We start from the raw sequence: 21371 nt of genomic DNA on the forward strand, positions 1-21371 counted from the left end.
GAAGCCTGTGGAAGGCTCCACCGGTAGGACGCCGTCTGTGCAACCGCTGACCGCCACCCGAGTGAACGCGGACAGGAGCGGCCATGCCCGCAGCCCGTCGAACGTCAACGGAGCAGTTACAAAGAGCAGACCCCACCACGCCCCGCACCCACCAGCCACCAGGTGAGCCCGTGAACATGCCCATCGGTCGTATCCCCGTCCTGGACGTCCGCCCCGCCGTCGACTGCGGCAGAAGGCCGGCGAAGGCGGTGGTGGGCGAGGCCTTCCCGGTCACCGCCACCGTCTTCCGAGAGGGCCATGACGCGGTCGCCGCCAATGTGGTCCTGCGCGACCCGCGCGGGCGGCCCGGCCCGTGGACGCCGATGCGCGAGCTGGCGCCCGGCACCGACCGCTGGGGCGCCGAGGTCACTCCGGCGGCCGAAGGGCGCTGGTCGTATACGGTCGAGGCGTGGAGCGACCCGGTAGCCACCTGGCGCCGGCACGCCGGCATCAAGATCCCGGCGGGTCTGGACACCGAGCTGGTCCTCGCGGAGGGCGCCGCGCTGTACGAGCGGGCCGCGCGCGGGGTGCCGAAGACCAAGGGCCGCGAGGCGGTGCTCGCCGCGGTGGACGCCCTGCGCGACGGCTCCCGCCCGCCGGCCGCCCGGCTCGCCGCGGCCCTGACCCCCGAGGCCGACACGGCGCTCGCCCGCTACCCGCTGCGCGAACTGGTCAGCGCCAGCGAGCCGTTGACGCTGGTCGTGGAGCGTGAGCGGGCGCTCTTCGGGTCCTGGTACGAGCTGTTCCCGCGCTCCGAGGGCGCGGTGGTCCAGGCCGGGAAGCCGCCGGTGAGCGGCACCTTCCGGACCGCCGCCGAGCGGCTGCCCGCGGTCGCCGCGATGGGCTTCGACGTGGTCTATCTGCCGCCCGTGCACCCCATCGGCACCACGTTTCGCAAGGGCCCCAACAACAGCCTGTCGGCCGCGCCCGGCGACGTCGGCGTGCCCTGGGCCATCGGCTCGCCGGACGGCGGGCACGACGCCGTCCACCCCGACCTCGGCACCCTCGACGACTTCGACCACTTCGTGCGCACGGCGGGCGATCTGCGCATGGAGGTCGCCCTCGACTTCGCGCTCCAGTGCTCGCCGGACCACCCCTGGGTGGACAAGCACCCCGACTGGTTCCACCACCGGGTCGACGGCACCATCGCGTACGCCGAGAACCCGCCCAAGAAGTACCAGGACATCTACCCGCTCGCCTTCGACCGGGACATGCCGGGCCTGGTCGCCGAGACCGTGCGGATCCTGCGGTTCTGGATGGACCACGGGGTGCGGATCTTCCGCGTCGACAATCCGCACACCAAGCCGGTGGTGTTCTGGGAGCAGGTGCTCGCCGAGGTCAACGGGACCGACCCGGACGTGGTGTTCCTGGCCGAGGCGTTCACCCGGCCCGCGATGATGCACACGCTGGCCCGGATCGGCTTCCAGCAGTCGTACACGTACTTCACCTGGCGCAACACCAAGCAGGAGCTGACCGACTACCTCACCGAGCTGACCGGCGAGGCGGCCGCGTACATGCGCCCCAACTTCTTCGTGAACACCCCCGACATCCTGCACGCCTACCTCCAGCACGGCGGCCGCCCCGCCTTCGAGGTGCGCGCGGTGCTCGCCGCGACGCTCTCGCCCAGCTGGGGCGTGTACGCGGGCTACGAGCTGTGCGAGGACACGGCGCTGCACGACGGCAGCGAGGAGTACCTGAACTCGGAGAAGTACGAGCTGCGGCCCCGGGACTGGGAGGCGGCCGAGCGCGAGGGCCGCTCGCTGGCCCCGCTGCTGACCTCGCTCAACCGGATCCGCCGCCGCAACCCGGCGCTGCGGCAGCTGCGCTCGCTGCGCTTCCACCACACCGACAACGACGCGGTGCTCGCGTACAGCAAGCGCTCGGGGTCGAACACCGTTCTGGTGGTCGCCAACCTCGACCCCCACCACACCCAGGAGGCCACGGTCTCGTTGGACATGCCGGAACTCGGCCTTTCGTGGCACGAGTCCGTCCCGGTGCGCGACGAGCTCACCGGTGAGACCTACCACTGGGGCAGGACCGACTACGTGCGCCTAGAGCCGGGCCGCGCGCCCGCGCACGTCCTGGTCCTGCGACCGTCCCCGCCGATCGGAGGGTCACCCACACCATGATCGTCAACGAGCCCGTCCACGACACCTTCGAGGACACTCCCGCCAAGGACCGCGATCCCGAATGGTTCAAGCGGGCCGTCTTCTACGAGGTGCTCGTGCGGTCCTTCCAGGACAGCAACGGCGACGGCGTAGGGGATCTCAAGGGCATCACCGCCAAACTCGACTACCTGCAGTGGCTGGGGGTGGACTGCCTCTGGCTGCCGCCCTTCTTCAAGTCCCCGCTGCGGGACGGCGGTTACGACGTCTCGGACTACACCGCGGTGCTCCCGGAGTTCGGCGACCTCGCCGACTTCGTGGAGTTCGTGGACGCCGCCCACCAGCGCGGCATGCGCGTGATCATCGACTTCGTGATGAACCACACCAGCGACCAGCACCCGTGGTTCCAGGAGTCGCGGAAAGACCCCGCGGGCCCGTACGGCGAGTACTACGTCTGGGCCGACAACGACAAGCAGTTCCAGGACGCCCGGATCATCTTCGTCGACACCGAGACCTCCAACTGGACCTTCGACCCCGTCCGCAAGCAGTACTACTGGCACCGCTTCTTCTCCCACCAGCCCGACCTGAACTACGAGAACCCGGCCGTCCAGGACGAGATCCTGGCCGCGCTGCGGTTCTGGCTGGACCTGGGCATCGACGGCTTCCGCCTCGACGCCGTCCCGTACCTCTACCAGGAGGAGGGCACCAACTGCGAGAACCTGCCCGCGACCCACGACTTCCTCAAGCGGGTCCGGGCCGAGATCGACGCGAGCTACCCGGACACGGTGCTGCTCGCCGAGGCCAACCAGTGGCCGGAGGACGTCGTCGACTACTTCGGCGACTACGCGGCCGGGGGCGACGAGTGCCACATGGCGTTCCACTTCCCCGTCATGCCGCGCATCTTCATGGCCGTGCGCCGCGAGAGCCGCTACCCGGTCTCCGAGGTGCTGGCCAAGACCCCGGCCATCCCCAAGACCTGCCAGTGGGGCATCTTCCTGCGCAACCACGACGAGCTGACCCTCGAAATGGTCACGGACGAAGAGCGCGACTACATGTACGCGGAGTACGCCAAGGACCCCCGGATGCGCGCCAACATCGGCATCCGGCGCCGGCTGGCCTCCCTGCTGGACAACGACCGCAACCAGATCGAGCTGTTCACCGCCCTGCTGCTGTCCCTGCCCGGCTCGCCGATCCTCTACTACGGGGACGAGATCGGGATGGGCGACAACATCTGGCTGGGTGACCGGGACGCGGTGCGCACCCCCATGCAGTGGACGCCCGACCGCAACGCGGGCTTCTCGTCCTGTGACCCGGGACGGCTGTTCCTGCCCACGATCATGGACCCGGTCTACGGCTACCAGGTGACCAACGTGGAGGCGGCCATGGCCTCGCCGTCGTCACTGCTGCACTGGACCCGGCGGATGATCGAGATCCGCAAGCAGAACCCGGCCTTCGGGCTCGGCTCGTACACCGAACTCCCGTCCTCGAACCCGGCGGTCCTCGCGTTCCTGCGGGAGCACAACGACGACCTGGTGCTGTGCGTGAACAACTTCTCGCGGTTCGCCCAGCCCACCGAGCTCGATCTGCGGACCTTCGCCGGACGCCATCCGGTGGAGCTCATCGGCGGGGTGCGCTTCCCGGCCATCGGCCAGTGGCCGTACTTGCTGACCCTGGCGGGTCACGGCTTCTACTGGTTCCGGCTGCGCAAGGACTGCATCGTGATCGGCTAGCCCCACCCCGCCGAGGGCGGGCCAGGGCGGGCCGGTTTCCTCCGGCCCGCCCTGGGCACTCTCCTCAGCGACGCTCCGGACCGCTCCCAGTGGCACACCGGACGCTCCGCGCGCCGCCGGACAGCCAATGCCGCAATCCGGGACACTCTGCGCACATCCTTGTGAGCCCGGGGAAAGGACGCGCTGCCATGCCCAAGGCCGCACCCACCCTGACTCCCGTCGCGCTGCTGCCGTCGCTGGCGCCGCTGCTGCACGAATGGCTCCCCAGACAGCGCTGGTTCGCGGGCAAGGGCCGCCCGGTCACCGGCTTCTCGCTGGCCTCGGTCACCGAGCTGCTGCCCGGCTGTCTGCACCTGCTCGTCCGGGCCGAGCAGCCCGGCACCCCCGAGCCCGGCCCCGGCGACGTCTACCAGCTGCTGATCGGCGTACGGAAGGTGCTGCCGCCGCCGCTCGCCCCCGCGCTCGTCGGCCACGCCACCGCCGGGCCGCTGACCGGGCTCACCGTGTACGACGCGCTCCAGGACCCCCAGGTCGCAGCCCTCCTCCTGGAGCGGCTGCGCACGCCGGGGCGGCTGGGACCGCTGCGCTTCGGCTGCGACGCGGGCATCCCCGTCCCCGCCGGACTCGCGCCCCGCCTCCTCGCCGCCGAGCAGTCCAACTCCTCGCTGGTGTACGGAGATACGTTCATCCTCAAGGTATTCCGCCGGATCCACTTCGGGGTCAACCCCGACCTGGAACTTCCGCTGGTCCTGGCCCGGCACGGGTGCCCCCGGGTGCCCGCGCCCGCGGCCTGGATCCAGACCGAGCGGCCCGAGAACGCCACGCTCGCCGTGCTCCAGCCGTATCTGCGCGGCTCCCAGGACGGCTGGCAGCTGGCGCTGCGCGCGCTCGCGGAGCGGCGCGACTTCACCCGGGAGGCGCACGCGCTCGGCCGGGCCACCGCCGAGGTGCACACCGCGCTCGCCGCCGCGCTGCCGGTGGTCACCCTCGGCCGCGCCCAGACCGAGCTGCTCGCGGCCGCGATGCGCGAGCGCCTGGAGGCGGCGGCCCAGGCGGTGCCGACGCTGCTGCCCCATGTGCCGGGGCTGCGCGCCGCGTTCGACGCGGTGACGAAGGTGGCCGGGCCCCGGCCCGCCCAGCGCGTCCACGGCGATCTGCACCTGGGCCAGACCCTGCGGACCGGCGGCGGCGACTGGGCGGTCATCGACTTCGAGGGCGAGCCCGCCCGGCCGCTGGCCGAGCGCCGCCGCCCGCAGCCCCCGGTCCGCGACGTCGCCGGGATGCTGCGCTCCTTCGACTACGCGGCCCGCACCCAGCTCCCCTGGCGCCCCGAGTGGGCCGAGTCCTGCCGGGACGCGTACTGCGCGGGCTACGCGGCGGGCGCCGGCACCGACCCGCGCGACGAGCCCGAGCTGCTGCGCGCGTACGAGACCGACAAGGCGGTGTACGAGGTGCTCTACGAGGCCCGGCACCGCCCCGACTGGCTCGCCGTCCCGATGGCGGCGGTCCGCCGACTGGCCCAGGACTGACCCCGACCCCCGCACCGCCCCCGAGGAGGCCGTACCCGTGACCGCCCGCCCGCCCACCGGCGACCGCCCGCACCACCCCGACCCCTCCCGGCCCGCCCGCGCCGCCGCGCCGTCGAAGCCGAAGCGCGGCGGGAGCCACGGCGTACGGGCCGCGCGGCCGCTCGCCCCCGACGACCGCGCCCGGCTGCTCGCCGGAGCGCACCACGACCCGCACGCGCTGCTCGGCGCGCACCTGGTGCGCGGCGGTGTCGCCTTCCGGGTGCTGCGCCCGTACGCGCAGGCGGTGACGGTCCTTGCCAAGGGCCTCCGCGCCGAGCTGCACGACGAGGGCGACGGCCTGTTCAGCGGGGTGCTGCCGCTGCCCGAGGTGCCCGCGTACTCGCTGCTTGTCACCTACGACGACAGCGAGATCGAGGCCGAGGACCCGTACCGCTTCCTGCCCGCGCTCGGCGAGCTCGATCTGCACCTGATCGGCGAGGGCCGCCACGAGGAGCTGTGGACGGCGCTGGGCGCGCGCCCGATGACCCACCAGGGCGTGCCCGGCACCCGGTTCACCGTCTGGGCCCCCAACGCGCTCGGCGTCCGCGTCACCGGCGACTTCTGCTACTGGGACGGCACCGCGTACCCGATGCGCTCGCTCGGCTCCACCGGCGTGTGGGAGCTGTTCCTGCCGGGCGTCGGCGACGGCGCGCTCTACAAGTTCGACATCACCCGCCCCGACGGCTCGCACACCCTGCGGGCCGACCCGATGGCCCGGCGCACCGAGGTGCCGCCCGCGACCGCGTCGATCGTGACCGAGTCGCACCACGTGTGGCAGGACGAGCTGTGGATGGCGGCGCGCGGCGACCGGCCGGTCCACGAGTCCCCGTTCTCGGTGTACGAGGTGCACCTGGCGTCCTGGCGACCGCGCCTGACGTACCGTCAACTCGCCGAACAGCTCCCGGCGTACGTACGCGACCTGGGCTTCACCCACGTCGAGTTCCTGCCGGTGGCCGAGCACCCCTTCGGGGGCTCCTGGGGCTACCAGGTGACCGGGTTCTACGCCCCCACCGCCCGGATGGGCACCCCGGACGACTTCCGCTTCCTGGTGGACGCGCTGCACCGGGCCGGGATCGGGGTGATCGTCGACTGGGTGCCCGCGCACTTCCCGAAGGACGACTGGGCGCTGGCCCACTTCGACGGGCGGCCGCTGTACGAGCACGAGGACCCGGCGCGCTCCGAGCACCCCGACTGGGGCACCCTCGAATTCGACTACGGCCGCACGGAGGTCCGCAACTTCCTGGTGGCCAACGCCACGTACTGGTGCGAGGAGTTCCACGTCGACGGGCTGCGGGTGGACGCGGTCGCCTCGATGCTCTACCTGGACTACTCGCGCGAGGCGGGCGAGTGGGCGCCCAACGAGCACGGCGGCCGGGAGAACCTGGACGCGGTGGCCTTCCTCCAGGAGATGAACGCCACGGTCTACCGCCGCTGCCCGGGCGTGATCACCATCGCCGAGGAGTCCACGGCGTGGGACGGCGTGACGCGCGCGACCCACCACGTGGGCCCCGGCGGCTTCGGCGGGCTCGGCTTCGGCCTGAAGTGGAACATGGGCTGGATGCACGACTCGCTGGGCTACGCGGCCCACGAGCCGGTCCACCGCAAGTACCACCACCACGAGATGACGTTCTCGATGGTGTACGCGTACAGCGAGAACTACGTCCTGCCGATCTCCCACGACGAGGTCGTCCACGGCAAGCGCTCACTGGTCTCCAAGATGCCCGGCGACTGGTGGCAGCAGCGCGCCACCCACCGTGCCTATCTGGGCTTCATGTGGGCGCACCCCGGCAAGCAACTCCTCTTCATGGGGCAGGAGTTCGCCCAGGGGGCGGAGTGGTCGGAGACGACCGGCCCCGACTGGTGGCTGCTCGACCCGTCGTACTCCGCCGAGCCGGACCACCGGGGCGTACGGGACCTGGTCCGCGATCTGAACACCGTCTACCGCGACGCCCCGCCGCTGTGGCAGCGGGACACCGACCCGGGCGGCTTCGCGTGGGTGGCGGGCGACGCGGCGGAGGACAACGTCTTCGCCTTCCTGCGCCACGACGCCTCCGGCGCCCCGCTGCTCGCCGTCTCCCACTTCTCGCCGGTGGTCCGCCACGACTACCGGCTCGGCGTCCCCGACACCGTCCCCGCCTGGGCGGAGGTCCTCAACACGGACGCCGCGCGCTACGGCGGCGGCGACATCCGCAACGAGGACCCCCTCAAGCCGGACTCCACGCCGAGCCACGGGCAGCCGGTCAGCATCCGGCTGACGCTGCCGCCGCTGGCGACGGTGTGGCTGCGGCCGGTGTGAGTCAGCCGTTCAGCGCCTCGGCCAGTGCCTTCGGCAGGGGCGCCGAGTGCAGCACACCGAGGCGCTGGGTGGCCCGGGTCAGCGCCACGTACAGATCGCTCACCCCGTACTCGGCCGGCTCCACCACCAGGACCGTGTCGAACTCCAACCCCTTGGCCTGACGCGGGTCGAGCAGGACGACCGGGCGGGTCAGATCGGGCTCGCCCGGCGGGACGTCCGGGAGGGCTGCGTGCAGCGCGGGGTGGAGGGTGCGGGGCGCGACGACCGCGAGGCGGCCGGCCTCGGGGGTCTCCGCCTTCACCGCCTCGGCGACGGCCTCGGCGAGGGCCTGCGGCGCCGCCTCGCGCGCCCAGGGCCGAACCCCCGTGGCCCGCACCGAGCTCGGCGGCTCGAACGACGGGTCCACCGCGCGGCAGACCTGCGCCGCCACCTCCATGATCTCGGCGGGCGTACGGTAGTTGACCCCGAGTCGCACGTGCTCCCAGCGGTCCTCCACGTACGGCTCCAGGATCCGCCGCCAGGAGCCGACGCCCGCCGCGTCGGCGGTCTGGGCGGGGTCGCCGACCAGGGTGAGCGAGCGGGTCGGGCAGCGGCGCATCAGCAGCCGCCAGGCCATCGCGGAGAGCTCCTGCGCCTCGTCCACGATGATGTGGCCGAACGCCCAGGTGCGGTCGGCGGCGGCACGCTCGGCGGCGCTGCGGTGGTCGGCCTCCTCGTGGCGGTCCGCGAACCGCTCGGCGTCGATGATGTCGTGCGCGGCGAGCACCTCGGACTCCTCGTCCTCGAACTCGAAGCTCTCCGAGCCCGCGGAGAGGTCGAGGACGCCCTGCGCGTACGCGATCCGGTCCTGGCGCTCGGCCTCGGCGGCGGCGCGGGCCGCCGAGTCGTCCTCGCCGAGGATCTCGGCGGCCTCGTCGAGCAGCGGCACGTCGGCAGGCGTCCAGTCGCCGCCCTCGCGGCGGATCAACTCCGCGTCGGTGTCCGCCAGATGGGACGGATCGGCCAGGAAGTCGGCCACGAACCGCTCCGGGGTGAGCGCGGGCCAGAACTCCTCGATCGCCGCGTGCACCTCGCGGCTGGTGGCGATCTCCTTGCCGAGCTGGGCGAGGTCGTCGGGGCCCAGCAGGTTCTCGCCGCCATTGGGGCCTCCCCTGCTCGAACGAAGTTGAGAGCTTGGGGAAGGATCCGCACCGATCCGGTCCGCGAGCTGCGCGGTGAGCGCGTCGATGATGTGGAAGGCGAAGTGCGGGCGGGCCAGGTTGTGCGGCAGCCCGGTCTCGCGGGCGCGCCAGCGGGCGTCCTCGGCCATGGCCCGGTCGAGGCTGAGCGTCCCGTACCCCTCGTGGTCGATCTCGGCGGCGGTGTGCGGAACGGTCTGCCGGTCGCGTACGGCTTTCGCGAGCACCTCGGCCATCTCGCCGCGCCCCTTGACCTCGGCGGCGGCCGGGGTGTCGGTGCCGGTGGCGTGCACGCCGGGGAAGAGCTCGCCCATGGTGGCGAGCAGCACGCCGGTCTCGCCGAGCGCGGGCAGCACCTCGCCGATGTAGCCGAGGAACGCCGGGTTGGGGCCGACGATCAGCACGGCGCGCCGGGCCAGCTGCTCGCGGTACGCGTAGAGCAGATACGCCGCCCGGTGCAGCGCGACCGCCGTCTTGCCGGTGCCGGGCCCGCCCTCGACGACGAGGACGCCGCGCTGCGGGGCCCGGATGACCTTGTCCTGCTCGGCCTGGATGGTCTGCACGATGTCGTGCATCCGGCCGGTGCGGGCCGCGTCGAGCGCCGCGAGCAGCACGGCGTCGGCGTCCGCGCCCTCGTGCCCGGTGCGGGCCGCGTCGGTGAGGTCGAGGATCTCGTCGTGCAGCGCGGTGACCGTGCGCCCCTGGGTGGTGAGGTGCCGCCTGCGGCGCAGCCCCATCGGGGTGTACCCGGTGGCGAGATAGAACGGGCGCGCCACATCGGCCCGCCAGTCGATCACCAGCGGCGTACGTTCCCTGTCGTCGCGGCGGATTCCGATGCGGCCGATGTGGTGGGCGCGCCCGTCGGAAAAGTCGAGGCGGCCGAAGCAGAGTCCGTTCTCGCCGCCGTCGAGCGCGCTGAGCAGCCCGGACTGCTCGGCCACCAGCACATCGCGCTCAAGGCGGGCCTGCAGACCGGTCCCGACCTGCGCCAGGGCGCGCCGCACCGACGCCTCGGCCTGCCCGCGCAGGTCTTCGAGGCGCGCGTAGAGCCCGTCGATGAATTGCTGTTCTTTCCGAATTTCCTCGGTTGACAATTCCGCTCCTGACGCGATACAGTGCTTTCTGTAAGGGCTTTTCGTGTGTTTTCGACAGAACGCACACGAAGAAACCACTATACGCAGAGAAAAACCCCGGCCGCAATATGGGACCGGGGCTTTTTGTTTCTCCCGCACTGGGAACTAGAGCACGTCTTCGAGCTCCTGCATCAGGCGGCGCTTGGGGCGCGCGCCCACCATCGCCTTCACCGGCTCGCCCGCGCGGAACACCATCAGCGTCGGCATCGACAGCACGCCGTACTTCACGGTCGTCTCCGGGTCCTTGTCCACGTCCAGCTGCACCACCTTGAGCCGGTCGCCCTCCTCGAAGGCGATCTGGCTCAGCACCGGCGCGAGCTGTCGGCACGGTCCGCACCACTCGGCGGTGAACTCCACGAGCACCGGCAGATCCGCCGCCAGCACCTCCGCGTCGAAGGTCGCGTCCGTCACGACGTCCACACCCACGGCTTGCACGCTCATCCCAACCCCTCTTCCCTACCCGTCATTTCGCACCCGGGGGTCCCGGGCACCAGCGAACCGGCTTCCAGCTCGGCGCGGGCCGACTCCGCCCGGGCCAGCTGCTTGCCGACCTGGTCGCGTACGGACTGGAGCTGGCCGATGAGTCCGTCGAGCTCGGCCAGCTTGCGGCGGTACACGGCGAGCGAGGCGGGGCAGGTGTCCCCGGCCTCGTGACCCGCCCGCAGGCACTCCACGAACGGCCTCGTCTCCTCCAGCTCGAACCCGAAGTCCTGCAGGGTCCGGATCTGCGTGAGCAACCGCAGGTCGTCCTCGTCGTAGGCCCTGTACCCGTTCTCCGCCCGACGCGCGGTCAGCAGGCCGCGCGACTCGTAGTAGCGCAGCGCCCGGGTGGTGGTCCCGGCCCGCGCGGCCAACTCGCCGATTCGCATGGGGCGACGGTAATCCTTGACGCGGACGTCAAGGCAAGGAGAGCCCCACCCCACCCCTTCCCTAAACCCTCCGGGGGTGGGTGGGGGTGGAGGTGGTTTCCCGGGGGCTACGCCCCCGGACCCCTTTGGCGGGGCCTGCGGCCCCTGCACCCCGCTACGTTCGCCTGCGGGCCGTCTGTGGCTTGTCGCGCAGTTCCCCGCGCCCCTGACCACCTAGGAGCGCGGGGAACTGCGCGAGCAACCCAGCACGGTCCGCAGGCGAAAACGGGGGTCTGGGGGCGAAGCCCCCAGCACACCACCCCGACCCCCACCCGGCCGCCCGCCAGAGGGCTTCAGGGAAGGGGTGGGGCGGGGACAAACCGCCCCGCACCTAACCCCGCACTTCCTCCACCGTCCGCGACCAGTCGTCACCCCCGTGCCCCTTCCCCACCGCCCGCCCCGCGATCGCCCGGACCGCCTCCAGGACCGTGACGTCCAGGCCCCGGCCCCGGGCCGTGTGCAGGATGTGGTCGATCCCCGCGACCTCCATCGCGAGGGTGCCCAGGTCCCCGGGATGGGCCCCGGCGTCGATGTGCCCGGCCATCACCGCGGAGATGGGCGGCAGGATCGACGAGATCGTGTCCAGGTATGGGGCCAGCCGTGCCGCCCCCACCCCGTCCGCCCCCGCCAGGGCATACGCGTGCACCAGCCCCGACATCGCCGTATAGAAGAAGTCGAGCATCGCCAGGTCGTACACCGCCGCCAGACCCGCGTCCTCGTCCAGGAACGTCGCCTTGCCGCCCAGCGCACGCAGCGCGCCCTCGTGCTGCTCGAACGCCGCGCGGTCCCCGCTGTAGAAGATCAGCGCCTCGGGGCCGCCGACGACGGTCGTCGGGACCATCACCGAGCCGTCGAGGTACGCGATGCCGTGCTCGGCCGCCCACGCGGCCGCCGAACGGGACCGCTCGGGCGTGTCCGAGGTGAGGTTCACCAGGACGCGACCGCCGTCGAACGCCCCGGCCTCCGCCGCCGGCGCCAGGATCGCCTCGGCCGCGTCGTAGTCGACCACGCACACCACCGTCAACGCGCTCGCCCGCACCGCGTCCTCAGCGCTGGCGGCATGGACCGCGCCCCGGGCCACGAGCTCGTCGGCGCGCCCGGCCGAACGGTTCCAGACGGTCGTCGGATGCCCCGCCGCGAGGAACGCGCCGGCCAGCGCCCGGCCCATGTTGCCCAGGCCGAGGACGGTTACAGAAGTAGGAGTGGAAGGAGAAGCGTTACTGGGATTCGTCATGCCGACGATCCTTCGCCCGCCCCCAATTCCCCACAAGTACCGACTTTTTTGTCAGCTACCCACCTCCAGGTAAGCGCCCGGTGCGGGAGTCGGCCCCAGCGAGCTCTTCGCGATGGCGAATCTGTTCTCGAGCGAGGTGGGGATTTGGTGGAGGTTTTATGGAGGCCGGGCGATAAGGGGCACTGGTTCCGCAGGGGCGGGTTTACCGGCCGGTGCGACTTGGGCAGGACATTCGCGGTCGTTGGCGGGCGGCGCGCGGGTCGTGTCAGGGGCGCGTATCGCGGTTTTTCCGGGCGCGTCTTCCGAGTCGTGCTGTCGTTGTTTTGTGCGGGCTGTTCGGTCGGGCGGGTTTCCTTGTCGGGCGGGGTGTTTTTCTTTTCCCGGGGCTTTTGGTCCGCCTTCCTCGCGCCGGTCCGCCACCCGCCCCCTTGCGACACCCGGCGCCGGAGTGGAGTCTGGTACTCCTGTTTCAGCTGATGCGCCTGTGCAGGGTGGGGCCGGTGTGCAACAGCGGAGTGTCCGATGTCGAACACCGCGGTGGCCGGTGCGTTGTGGTGCGGCAAGCGTCTGCTGAGGGCGCCTCCCATCGGAACGCGTAACGCTTGATCCCCTGCCGCACGCCCCGGGGCACGACCACCGGTTTGGCGCGTCGTTGCTTCTCAGACGCGGTGCGGGCTTCACTGTGCCCGCCCATCTGCCGCTGTTGATACGAGGAGTTGGATCATGAGCCATGGTGTGATCGTTGTCGGTGCCGGCCCGGTGGGGCTGATGCTGGCGGGTGAGCTTCGCCTCGGCGGTGCCGATGTCGTCGTCTACGACCGGTTGCCCGCGCCGAGCGGTGAGTCGCGCGGTCTCGGCTTCACCCGGCGGACCGCGGAAGTGCTGGACCAGCGGGGCCTGTTGGAGCGTCTGAAGGGCGCCCGGTGGGGCAAGCAGGGTCATTTCGGTGGGGTGCGGGTCGATTTCGAGCAGGTGGCGGACCGGCACTACGGGGTGATGGGGCTGGCCCAGTCGCGTACCGAGGAGATGCTCGGTGCGTGGGTGGCGGAGCTGGGGGTGACCGTGCGCCGGGGCTGCCGGGTCATCGGCCTGCGGCAGGACGACGAGACGGTCACCGTCGAGTTCGAGGGGCCCGACGGGCGGGGCGAGGACAGCGCCTCCTACCTGGTGGGCTGCGACGGGGGCAGGAGCACCGTCAGGGACCTGGCCGGGATCGGCTTCCCCGGGCTGCCCGCCACACGCGGGATCTACATGGCGGACGTCGTCGGGGCCGAGCTGCCGATGAACCCGATCGGCAAGCGGGTGGAGGGCGGCGGGATGGTCCTCTCGGTCACCCTCGGCCCCGGCGTCTCCCGGATCGTGATCCACGAGCCCGACGTCCCGCCGCACCACGGGGAGAGCGAGCCGACGTTCCAGGAGGTCGCGGACGCCTGGAAGCGGATGACGGGTGACTCCATCCACCACGGCGACGCGACCTGGATGGCCGCGCTGACCAACGCCCAGGGCCAGGCCGAGCAGTACCGCAGCGGCCGGGTCTTCCTCGCCGGCGACGCCGCCCACGACCACGCCCCGCTGGCGGCGCAGGGCGTCAGCACCGGGATCCAGGACGCGGTCAACCTCGGGTGGAAGCTGGCCGCCGCCCTCAAGGGCCACGCCCCCGAGGGCCTCCTCGACACGTACCACGGCGAACGGCACCCGGTGGGGCAGCGGCTGCTGCGCGACACCCTCGCCGCGTCACTGCTGTACCTCGGCGGTGAGGAGATGGAGCCGCTGCGGGCCGTCGTGCGCGAGCTGGCCGAGATCCCGGAGGCGGCGCGCCATCTGGCCGGCCAGGTCTCCGGAGTGGACATCCGTTACGACATGGGCGCGGCGCTCGGGACGGCCCATCCCCTGCTGGGGCTGCGCCTGTCGCCGGACCGGCGGATCGCGGTGGACGGCACCCCCCGGCGCGCCGCCGAGCTGCTGCGCTCCGCGCGCGGCGTGCTCATCACCGGCCCGGCGGCCGCCGAGTACGAGGCGGCCGGCTGGTCCGACCGCGTCGACACGGTCCGCGGTACGTGGCTGGTGGACGAGGACGACAGCAAGCCGGGCACGCTGCCGCTGCCGGACACCGTGCTGGTGCGCCCCGACGGGTACATCGCCTGGACCGCGCCGGACGGCGGCGACCTGCGCGCCGCCCTCACCAGGTGGTTCGGCGAGCCGGCCGGTGCGTAGAAAATGAATGTGCCGGGGCCCGCAGCGGTTCAACCGCTGCGGGCCCCGGCACATGTACGGAGTCGGCGCGCAGGTCAGCCGAGCAGCGTGCCGCCGCTGGCGTCGATGTAGCTCCCGGTGATCCACCGGGCGTCGTCGGACACGACGAACGCCACGACGTCGGCGATGTCCTCGACCTGGCCCACCCGCTTGAACGCGGAGAGCTCGGCCAGCCGTGCCACCACGGCCGGGTTGGAGAACATCGGCTTGCCGTTGTCGGTGAGGCCCGGCGCGACGCTGTTGACCGTGATGCCGCGGTCGGCGACGTGGCGCGCCAGGTGCAGGGTGAGCTGCTCGATCACGCCCTTGGACATCGCGTACGCGATCATGTCCGGCTGGGCGCTCCGGGTGATCCCCGAGGAGATGTTGACGATGCGTCCGCCCTGCGGAATCAGCTGGAGCGCACGCTGCGCGATCAGGAACGGCGCCCGCGCGTTCACCGCGTAGTACTGGTCGAGCAGTTCGGCGGTGACGTCCCCGGGCAGCGCGGTGTGCCCGCTGAACGCCGCGTTGTTGACCAGGATGTCCAGGGCCGTGGAACCGGTCCGCTCGGTGAGTTCCCGCTCCAGCGCTCCGAAGAGCTCCGCCACCTGGTCGGGCTCGCTGATGTCGGCGCGCACGGTGAAGGCCTGTCCGCCTTCCTCGCCGATCAGCGCGGCCGTCTCCTTGGCCTCGGTCTCACCGGTCGAGTAGTGCACGGCCACCAGGGCGCCGTCACGCGCCAGTCTCCGTGCGATACCTCTTCCGATGCCCCGGCTCGCTCCGGTGACGAGAGCCGTTTTGTCAGTCAGCCTGCCCATGAAGTGAATCCCTCCCGGAGTGAGCGACGAATTTCCGTCGCTTCCTTGCATTGCTCAGCTTGGCCAATCGACGCGTACGAGTCGAGCGTGTGAACAGTCCCTGTTCAACTGTGACTTCGCCGTGGTCGAACGGCTCGGCCTCTCGCTATAGTCGAGGGAATGGCTATGTCGGGGAGGATGAATAGAATGTCGAATGAATCCGTAATAGGACCCCCGGAAGTGCCGGACAATGCAGAATTGGCACGGTCGTTGGGTGGAGATTTCCGCAGTGAATTCGCGGATGTGAACGGAACGCGGCTGCACTACGTCGTGGGAGGCTCCGGGGACCCGGTTGTCCTGCTGCACGGCTGGCCGGAGACGTGGTGGGCCTACCGGAAGCTGATGCCGAAGCTCGCCGCGCACCACCGGGTCATCGCGGTGGACCATCGCGGCATCGGGGTTCCGGACGAGCTGAAGCCTTCGGACGGATTCACGAAGCAGAACATGGCGCGCGATGTCCACGAGCTCATCCGCTCGCTGGGCTACGACAGCGCCCATATCGTCGGGCACGACCTGGGCGCGATGGTCGCCTACAGCTTCGCGGCGAACCACCCCGAGGCGACCCGGCGTCTCGCCCTGCTCGACGTCGTCCACCCCGACGAGACGTACTACGACAGGCCGATGCTGCGGCGTCCCAACACCGGCTTCAACATGTGGTGGAACGCGTTCAACCAGGTGCGCGGCCTGCCGGAGCAGGTCTTCTCCGGCCGCGGCTGGTACCTGATCGACTGGCTGTACAGCAACTCCCTCAAGGACCCGGAGTCGGTCACGGCCTTCGACCGCGCCGTCTACGCACGGGCGTACGACACGCCCGAGGGCATCCGGGCGACCAACGGCTGGTACCAGGCGTTCCACCAGGACATCGAGGACATCAAGACGTACGGGAAGGTGACGCTGCCGCTGCTCGCGCTGGCCGCTCCCACCCAGTACGACCAGGTGCAGGACCAGCTGTCGCACATCGCGACCGACGTACGCATGGTGCGGGTGGACAAGTCCTTGCACTGGCTCGCCGAGGACGACCCGGACCTCGTGTCCCGCGAACTGCTCGACTTCCTCGCCCAGTGAACGACGTGAGGAACGTGGAGGTGACCAAGATGAGTGACGTGATCGTCGTCGGTGCCGGTCCGGTCGGGTTGATGCTCGCCGGTGAGCTGAAGCTCGGTGGCGTGGAGGTGGCGGTCTATGACCGGTTGCCGGCGCCGAGTGGGGAGTCGCGGGGTGTCGGGTTCACCCGGCGTGCCGCCGAGGTCTTCGATCAGCGGGGTCTGCTGGCCCGGTTCGGGGATGTGGAGTGGGCGCAGGGGCATTTCGGTGGGGTGCGGATCGATTTCTCGAAGCTGGATGACAATCATTTCAGTGTGCGGGGTGTGCCGCAGTTCCGTACCGAGGAGATCCTGGAGGGCTGGCTCGCCGAGCTGGGGGTCACCGTCCACCGCAACCACGAGGTGACCGGGTTCCGGGAGACCGAGGACGGTGTCGTCATCTCCTTCGAGGGCCCCGACGGGCCCGGCGAGGCCGAGGGGCGGTATCTCGTCGGCTGTGACGGGGCCCGGTCGGTGGTGCGCAAGACGGCGGGGATCGACTTCCCGGGCTGGGATGCCACCCGGGGGATGTACATGGCCGACCTGGTCGGGGCGGGGGTGCGGCAGCGGCCGATCGGGGAGCAGGTGCCCGGGGGCATGGTGATGGCGTTCAACCTGGAGAACGGGGTGGACCGGATCGTCATCCATGACGAGAAGCTGCGCCCGCACGAGGACAAGAGCCGGCTCACCTTCGCGACGATCGCCGATGCCTGGCAGCGGATGACGGGCGAGTCGCTGCACCATGCGGAGGTCCGGTGGATCAGCTCGTTCACCGACACCACCCGCCAGGCCTCCCAGTACCGCAAGGGGCGTGTCTTCCTGGTCGGGGACGCCACCCACATCCACATGCCCGCCGGTGCGCAGGGCATGAGCGTGGGCGTGCAGGACGCGGTGAACCTGGGCTGGAAACTGGCCGCCGCGATCAGCGGCTGGGCGCCCGAAGGGCTGCTGGACACCTTCCAGTCCGAGCGGCATCCCGTCGGCGAGCAGCTGATGCGCAACACCCGCGCCCAGACCCGCCTGTATCTGACCGGCGACGAGATGGAACCCCTGCGCGCGGTCATGCGCGAACTGGTCCAGTCCCCCGACGTGGCCCGCCACCTGGCCGGACAGGTCAGCGGACTCGACGTCCGCTACGACATGGGCACCACCGGCACGCACCGGCTGCTCGGCCTGCGCCTCTCGCCGGACCGCGAGCTCAAGCTCGCCGACGGCGGCCGGACCCGGATCGCCGAACTGCTGCACAGCGCGCGCGGCGTCCTGATCACCACCGGTGACTCGCGCGAGGCCGCCGAGCTCGCCGAGGGCTGGGCCGACCGCGTCGACGTCGTCACCGGCGACTGGATCCCCGCCGGCGAACCCACCACCGACGACCCCGAAGCGGTCCTGCTCCGCCCCGACGGGCACGTGGCCTGGGCCTCACCCGACGGCGGCAAGCTCCGCGACGCACTGGAGCGCTGGTTCGGCACGGCCGTCTGACCGCGCCATGGCCGAAGGGCCGGCACACCCGGAAGGGGTGTGCCGGCCCTTCGGCCATGCTCCGGAACGGCGAACGCGGCCTGCGGCGAGCGGGGTTCGCCGATCGCGTCGGCCGGCGGGGCCGCCTCCGCCCACAAGACGAAGGACACGGCCGCGCCCGAAGCGCTCCGCCGTGTCCTTCGTCTTGTGGGCGGTGGGGCGCCCGGTCATCAGCCGCGGCTCGCGATGAACTCCTTCACCGTGGAGACGACGTAGTCGATCATCTCGTCGGTGATCGCGGGGTAGACCCCGATCCAGAAGGTCTGGTCGGTGATGATGTCGCTGTTGGTCAGGTCGCCGACGACGCGGTGCGGCTGGTCCTGGTAGGCCGGGTGGCGGGTCAGGTTGCCGGCGAAGAGGCGGCGCGTGCCGATCTTGCGCTCCTCCAGGTGGTCGACGAACTCGGAGCGGCTGAACGGCGCCTCGTGGTCGACGGTGATCGCGAAGCCGAACCAGCTCGGGTCGCTGCGGTCGGTGGCTTCGGGCAGCAGGAGGTGCGGGACGCCGTCGAGGCCCTCGCGCAGACGGCGCCAGTTGCGGCGCCGTGCGCCGCAGAAGTCGTCGAGCTTGGCCAGCTGGGTCAGGCCGAGCGCCGCCTGGATGTCGGTCGCCTTCAGGTTGTAACCGACGTGGGAGAAGATGTACTTGTGGTCGTAGCCCTCCGGCAGGCTGCCCATCTGGTACTTGAAGCGCTTGAGGCACTTGTCGTTCTCGCCCGGCTCGCACCAGCAGTCGCGGCCCCAGTCGCGCAGTGACTCCACGATGCGGGCCAGTGCCAGGTTCGAGGTCAGTACGCAGCCGCCCTCGCCCATCGTGAGGTGGTGCGCGGGGTAGAAGCTCACCGTGGCCAGGTCGCCGAAGGTGCCGGTCAGCTGGCCGTCGTAGGTCGAGCCGACCGCGTCGCAGTTGTCCTCGATGAGGAACAGCCCGCGGTCAGTGGCCAGTTGGGCTATCTCGGCGACCTCGAAGGGGTTGCCGAGGGCGTGCGCGATGATGATGGCCCGGGTGCGCGGGCCGATCGCCTGCTCCACTCGCGCCGCGGTGGTGTTGTACGTACCGAGCTCGACGTCGACGAAGACCGGGATCAGGCCGTTCTGCAGGATCGGGTTGACGGTGGTCGGGAAACCGGCGGCGACGGTGATGACCTCGTCGCCGGGCCGCAGCCGCTCGTCCTCCAGTACGTGCGAGGTCAGCGCGGACACCGCCAGCAGGTTCGCGGAGGAACCGGAGTTCGTCAGATGCGCCTTGCGGCGCTTGAGCTTGCGGGCGAAGGCCGACTCGAACTTGCGGGAGCTCACCCCCGCGGCGATCCGCATCTCCAGCGCCGCCTCGACCAGCGCCACCCGGTCCTCTTCCTCCAGGACCGCGCCGGAGGGCCAGATCTCGGTGACGCCGGGAACGAAGCCGCCCTGCGGCTGCGCGTCCTGATGGAACTTGCGGACCTCGTCGAGCACGAGGTTTTTGCGAGCGCTCACGTGCGCGTCCTTTCCTGCTGCTGCGGCAGCCGCACGTCCGCGAGCAGATCTGCCAGTGATGTGTCCAGGTCCACGGCGGGCCGCCAGCCCAGCAGGCGCCGCGCGCGCGATATGTCCAGCCGCTGCCACTCCAGGTCCGCGCGCAGCGCGCGGGAGTCCCGTCCCGCCCCGTCCCGGCCGGGGTCCGGCAGCGGTTGTTCCGTCAGCCGTACGGGCGAGTCCGCCAGGGCGATGAGCCGTTCGACGATTCGGCGTACGGGCACGGCCTCGCCCCGGGCGATGTTGATGACGCGGCCGGTGACCTCGCGGGCCGGGGCCGCCGCCGCGAGCACGGTGGCGGCGGCGACGTCCCGGACGTCCACGAAGTCGCGCCGGGCGCGCAGCGGGGCGAGCCGCAGCTCCGCGGGCCCGCCGTCGCCGTGGGGGGCCGCCGCGGCGGCGAGGCGCTGCGCGACGATGCCCAGCAGGCTGCTGCCGGGGACGCCCGGCCCCGTGACGTTGGCGACCCGCAGCACCACGGCCGCGAGGCCCGTCTCCCGGGCTGTGCGCAGCACGGCCTCGGTGGCGGCCAGTTTGGTGCGCCCGTACACGGAGACGGGGTCGCAGGCGGCGTCCTCGGAGGTGCTGCCACCGGGCGCGGCGGGCCCGTACTCGTGCGAGCTGCCCAGCTGGACGAGGCGGACGGGGCCCGGCAGCGCTGCCGCCGCGTGGGCGAGCCGCTCCGCGAAGCGGGCGTTGAGGGACCACATCCGGTCCTCGTCGGCCTGCCACACCACACCGGCCGCGTTCACCACCACCTCGGGTGCCACGTCGGCGAGCAGCGCCGCCACCTCGCCGGCCGGCCCGTCGAGGTCACGGTGGAGGTGCACCACGCCGTCGTCGCCGGGCTCCGGCCGGGCCCGGCCGCGGGAGACGCAGACGACGCGGTGTCCCGCGGCGCGGAACGCGGCGCAGACGTGCCCGCCGATGAATCCGGTGCCGCCCAGCACCATGGCCGTGGAGGTCATCCGCGTCCGTTCCCCTTCAGCGGCTTCCACCAGGCGGGGTTGTCGCGGTACCAGGCGAAGGTGTCGGCGAGCCCCTGCTCGAAGGAGACGCGGGGGGCGTAGCCCAGCTCCTGCCTGATCTTCGTGTCGTCCAGCGAGTAGCGCAGATCGTGGCCGAGGCGGTCGGCGACGCGGCGGATCACGGAACCGTCGGCGCCGCCCAGTTCGACCAGGCGGTCGGCGATCTCGCGGTTCGTCCGCTCGTTGCCCCCGCCCACGTTGTAGACCTCGCCGGCCGCGCCGTTGAGGAGCACCAGGTGGATGGCCCGGCAGTGGTCCTCGACGTGCAGCCATTCCCGGATGTTCGCGCCGTCGCCGTACAGCGGCAGCGGTGCGCCCTCGATGAGGTTGGTGACGAACAGCGGGATGAGCTTCTCCGGGTGCTGGTACGGCCCGAAGTTGTTGGAGCAGCGGGTGATCGACAGGTTGAGGCCGTGGGTGCGCCAGTAGGCCCGCGCGATCAGGTCGGAGGCGGCCTTGGAGGCGGCGTACGGGGAGTTGGGCAGCAGCGGCCACTCCTCCGTCCAGGAGCCGGATTCGATGGAGCCGTACACCTCGTCGGTGGAGACGTGGACGACCCGCTCCACGCCGGTGCGCCGGCAGGCCTCGAAGACGTTCTGGCTGCCCTCCGCGTTGGTCCTGATGAACACGTTCGCGTCCTCGATGGAGCGGTCCACGTGCGACTCGGCGGCGAAGTGGACCACCGCGTCGTGACCGGGCAGCAGGTCGAGCAGGAGCGGCAGGTCGAGGATGTCGCCCCGGACGAAGTCGAGGCGCGGGTGGCTGTCGGGCAGGTTGGCGCGGTTGCCCGCGTAGCTGAGCGAGTCGAGGACGGTGACCCGGCTGCCCTCCAGGCCGGGGTAGCCGTCCTGGAGCAGGGTGCGGACGAACTGCGAGCCGATGAATCCGGCCCCGCCGGTGACGAGCAGCTTCACCGCTTCTCCTCCTTCGGGACGGCACGGCATCG

At 71.4% G+C, this 21371-nt stretch carries 15 protein-coding genes; 7 read left to right on the top strand and 8 right to left on the bottom strand.

Annotated elements, in window-relative coordinates:
• Window positions 1-176: 176 nt before the first annotated feature.
• The 4 genes from QIY60_RS05745 (at window position 177) to glgB (ending at window position 7738) form a co-directional block, all read left to right on the top strand.
• On the top strand, window positions 177-2168 hold the full coding sequence (locus tag QIY60_RS05745) for an alpha-1,4-glucan--maltose-1-phosphate maltosyltransferase (protein ID WP_283141448.1): 1992 nt from the start codon (window positions 177-179) through the stop codon (window positions 2166-2168).
• Entirely contained in the window at window positions 2165-3874 is a 1710-nt protein-coding gene (gene treS, locus QIY60_RS05750; RefSeq protein ID WP_283141449.1) for a maltose alpha-D-glucosyltransferase, read from the top strand. The genes QIY60_RS05745 and treS overlap by 4 nt, the downstream gene beginning before the upstream one ends.
• Window positions 3875-4062: 188 nt before the next feature.
• On the top strand, window positions 4063-5403 hold the full coding sequence (locus QIY60_RS05755) for a maltokinase (protein WP_283141450.1): 1341 nt from the start codon (window positions 4063-4065) through the stop codon (window positions 5401-5403).
• Between the two features lie 37 nt (window positions 5404-5440).
• Window positions 5441-7738, top strand: coding sequence for a 1,4-alpha-glucan branching enzyme (gene glgB, locus QIY60_RS05760; protein ID WP_283141451.1), 2298 nt, complete (start codon window positions 5441-5443; stop codon window positions 7736-7738).
• Between the two features lies 1 nt (window position 7739).
• Here glgB and QIY60_RS05765 read toward each other — a convergent pair whose 3' ends face one another.
• The 4 genes from QIY60_RS05765 to QIY60_RS05780 all read right to left on the bottom strand — a co-directional run bounded on the left by QIY60_RS05765 (window position 7740) and on the right by QIY60_RS05780 (window position 12191).
• Window positions 7740-10010, bottom strand: coding sequence for an AAA family ATPase (locus QIY60_RS05765; protein WP_283141452.1), 2271 nt, complete (start codon window positions 10008-10010; stop codon window positions 7740-7742).
• A 144-nt stretch (window positions 10011-10154) separates the two neighbouring features.
• On the bottom strand, window positions 10155-10490 hold the full coding sequence (trxA, locus tag QIY60_RS05770; RefSeq protein WP_283141453.1) for a thioredoxin: 336 nt from the start codon (window positions 10488-10490) through the stop codon (window positions 10155-10157).
• The gene (locus QIY60_RS05775) at window positions 10487-10918 is read right to left on the bottom strand and encodes a MerR family transcriptional regulator (protein ID WP_283141454.1); all 432 of its coding nucleotides are present in this window, start codon (window positions 10916-10918) and stop codon (window positions 10487-10489) included. Before QIY60_RS05775 ends, trxA begins: the two co-directional genes overlap by 4 nt.
• 370 nt (window positions 10919-11288) lie before the next feature.
• Window positions 11289-12191, bottom strand: coding sequence for an NAD(P)-binding domain-containing protein (locus tag QIY60_RS05780; RefSeq protein WP_283141455.1), 903 nt, complete (start codon window positions 12189-12191; stop codon window positions 11289-11291).
• 723 nt (window positions 12192-12914) lie between these two features.
• On the opposite strand from QIY60_RS05780, the gene QIY60_RS05785 reads away from it, so the two are divergent.
• Complete coding sequence (locus QIY60_RS05785; RefSeq protein WP_283141456.1) at window positions 12915-14405, top strand: FAD-dependent monooxygenase; 1491 nt, start codon at window positions 12915-12917, stop codon at window positions 14403-14405.
• Window positions 14406-14479: 74 nt separating this feature from the next.
• Here QIY60_RS05785 and QIY60_RS05790 read toward each other — a convergent pair whose 3' ends face one another.
• Window positions 14480-15244, bottom strand: a complete 765-nt coding sequence (locus QIY60_RS05790; RefSeq protein ID WP_283141457.1) for an SDR family oxidoreductase — start codon at window positions 15242-15244, stop codon at window positions 14480-14482.
• A gap of 282 nt (window positions 15245-15526) precedes the next feature.
• On the opposite strand from QIY60_RS05790, the gene QIY60_RS05795 reads away from it, so the two are divergent.
• Together QIY60_RS05795 and QIY60_RS05800 are read left to right on the top strand one after the other, a co-directional pair.
• Complete coding sequence (locus tag QIY60_RS05795) at window positions 15527-16348, top strand: alpha/beta hydrolase (RefSeq protein WP_283141458.1); 822 nt, start codon at window positions 15527-15529, stop codon at window positions 16346-16348.
• Between the two features lie 29 nt (window positions 16349-16377).
• On the top strand, window positions 16378-17844 hold the full coding sequence (locus tag QIY60_RS05800; protein ID WP_283145831.1) for an FAD-dependent monooxygenase: 1467 nt from the start codon (window positions 16378-16380) through the stop codon (window positions 17842-17844).
• A 209-nt stretch (window positions 17845-18053) separates the two neighbouring features.
• Here the strand turns inward: QIY60_RS05800 and rfbH are convergent, their stop codons facing one another.
• From rfbH to rfbB, 3 genes are read right to left on the bottom strand one after another with little or no spacing between them, the layout of a single operon-like run.
• Window positions 18054-19358: a lipopolysaccharide biosynthesis protein RfbH gene (gene rfbH / locus QIY60_RS05805; protein WP_283141459.1), complete on the bottom strand. Its 1305-nt coding sequence runs from the start codon at window positions 19356-19358 to the stop codon at window positions 18054-18056.
• On the bottom strand, window positions 19355-20365 hold the full coding sequence (locus tag QIY60_RS05810; RefSeq protein ID WP_283141460.1) for an NAD(P)-dependent oxidoreductase: 1011 nt from the start codon (window positions 20363-20365) through the stop codon (window positions 19355-19357). The genes rfbH and QIY60_RS05810 overlap by 4 nt, the downstream gene beginning before the upstream one ends.
• Window positions 20362-21339: a dTDP-glucose 4,6-dehydratase gene (rfbB, locus tag QIY60_RS05815; protein WP_283141461.1), complete on the bottom strand. Its 978-nt coding sequence runs from the start codon at window positions 21337-21339 to the stop codon at window positions 20362-20364. The genes QIY60_RS05810 and rfbB overlap by 4 nt, the downstream gene beginning before the upstream one ends.
• Window positions 21340-21371 lie beyond the last annotated feature (32 nt).

Origin of the sequence: Streptomyces sp. BPTC-684, from assembly GCF_030028635.1 — a bacterium.
Lineage (GTDB): Bacteria > Actinomycetota > Actinomycetes > Streptomycetales > Streptomycetaceae > Streptomyces > Streptomyces noboritoensis.

Excerpts from the sequence above, each read along its gene's own strand:
- treS (WP_283141449.1), top strand. The coding sequence starts at position 2,165 with ATGATCGTCAACGAGCCCGTCCACGACACCTTCGAGGACACTCCCGCC.
- trxA (WP_283141453.1), bottom strand. The coding sequence starts at position 10,490 with ATGAGCGTGCAAGCCGTGGGTGTGGACGTCGTGACGGACGCGACCTTC.
- QIY60_RS05800 (WP_283145831.1), top strand. The coding sequence starts at position 16,378 with ATGAGTGACGTGATCGTCGTCGGTGCCGGTCCGGTCGGGTTGATGCTC.
- QIY60_RS05775 (WP_283141454.1), bottom strand. The coding sequence starts at position 10,918 with ATGCGAATCGGCGAGTTGGCCGCGCGGGCCGGGACCACCACCCGGGCG.
- QIY60_RS05790 (WP_283141457.1), bottom strand. The coding sequence starts at position 15,244 with ATGGGCAGGCTGACTGACAAAACGGCTCTCGTCACCGGAGCGAGCCGG.
- QIY60_RS05755 (WP_283141450.1), top strand. The coding sequence starts at position 4,063 with ATGCCCAAGGCCGCACCCACCCTGACTCCCGTCGCGCTGCTGCCGTCG.
- QIY60_RS05745 (WP_283141448.1), top strand. The coding sequence starts at position 177 with ATGCCCATCGGTCGTATCCCCGTCCTGGACGTCCGCCCCGCCGTCGAC.
- QIY60_RS05810 (WP_283141460.1), bottom strand. The coding sequence starts at position 20,365 with ATGACCTCCACGGCCATGGTGCTGGGCGGCACCGGATTCATCGGCGGG.
- QIY60_RS05780 (WP_283141455.1), bottom strand. The coding sequence starts at position 12,191 with ATGACGAATCCCAGTAACGCTTCTCCTTCCACTCCTACTTCTGTAACC.
- QIY60_RS05785 (WP_283141456.1), top strand. The coding sequence starts at position 12,915 with ATGAGCCATGGTGTGATCGTTGTCGGTGCCGGCCCGGTGGGGCTGATG.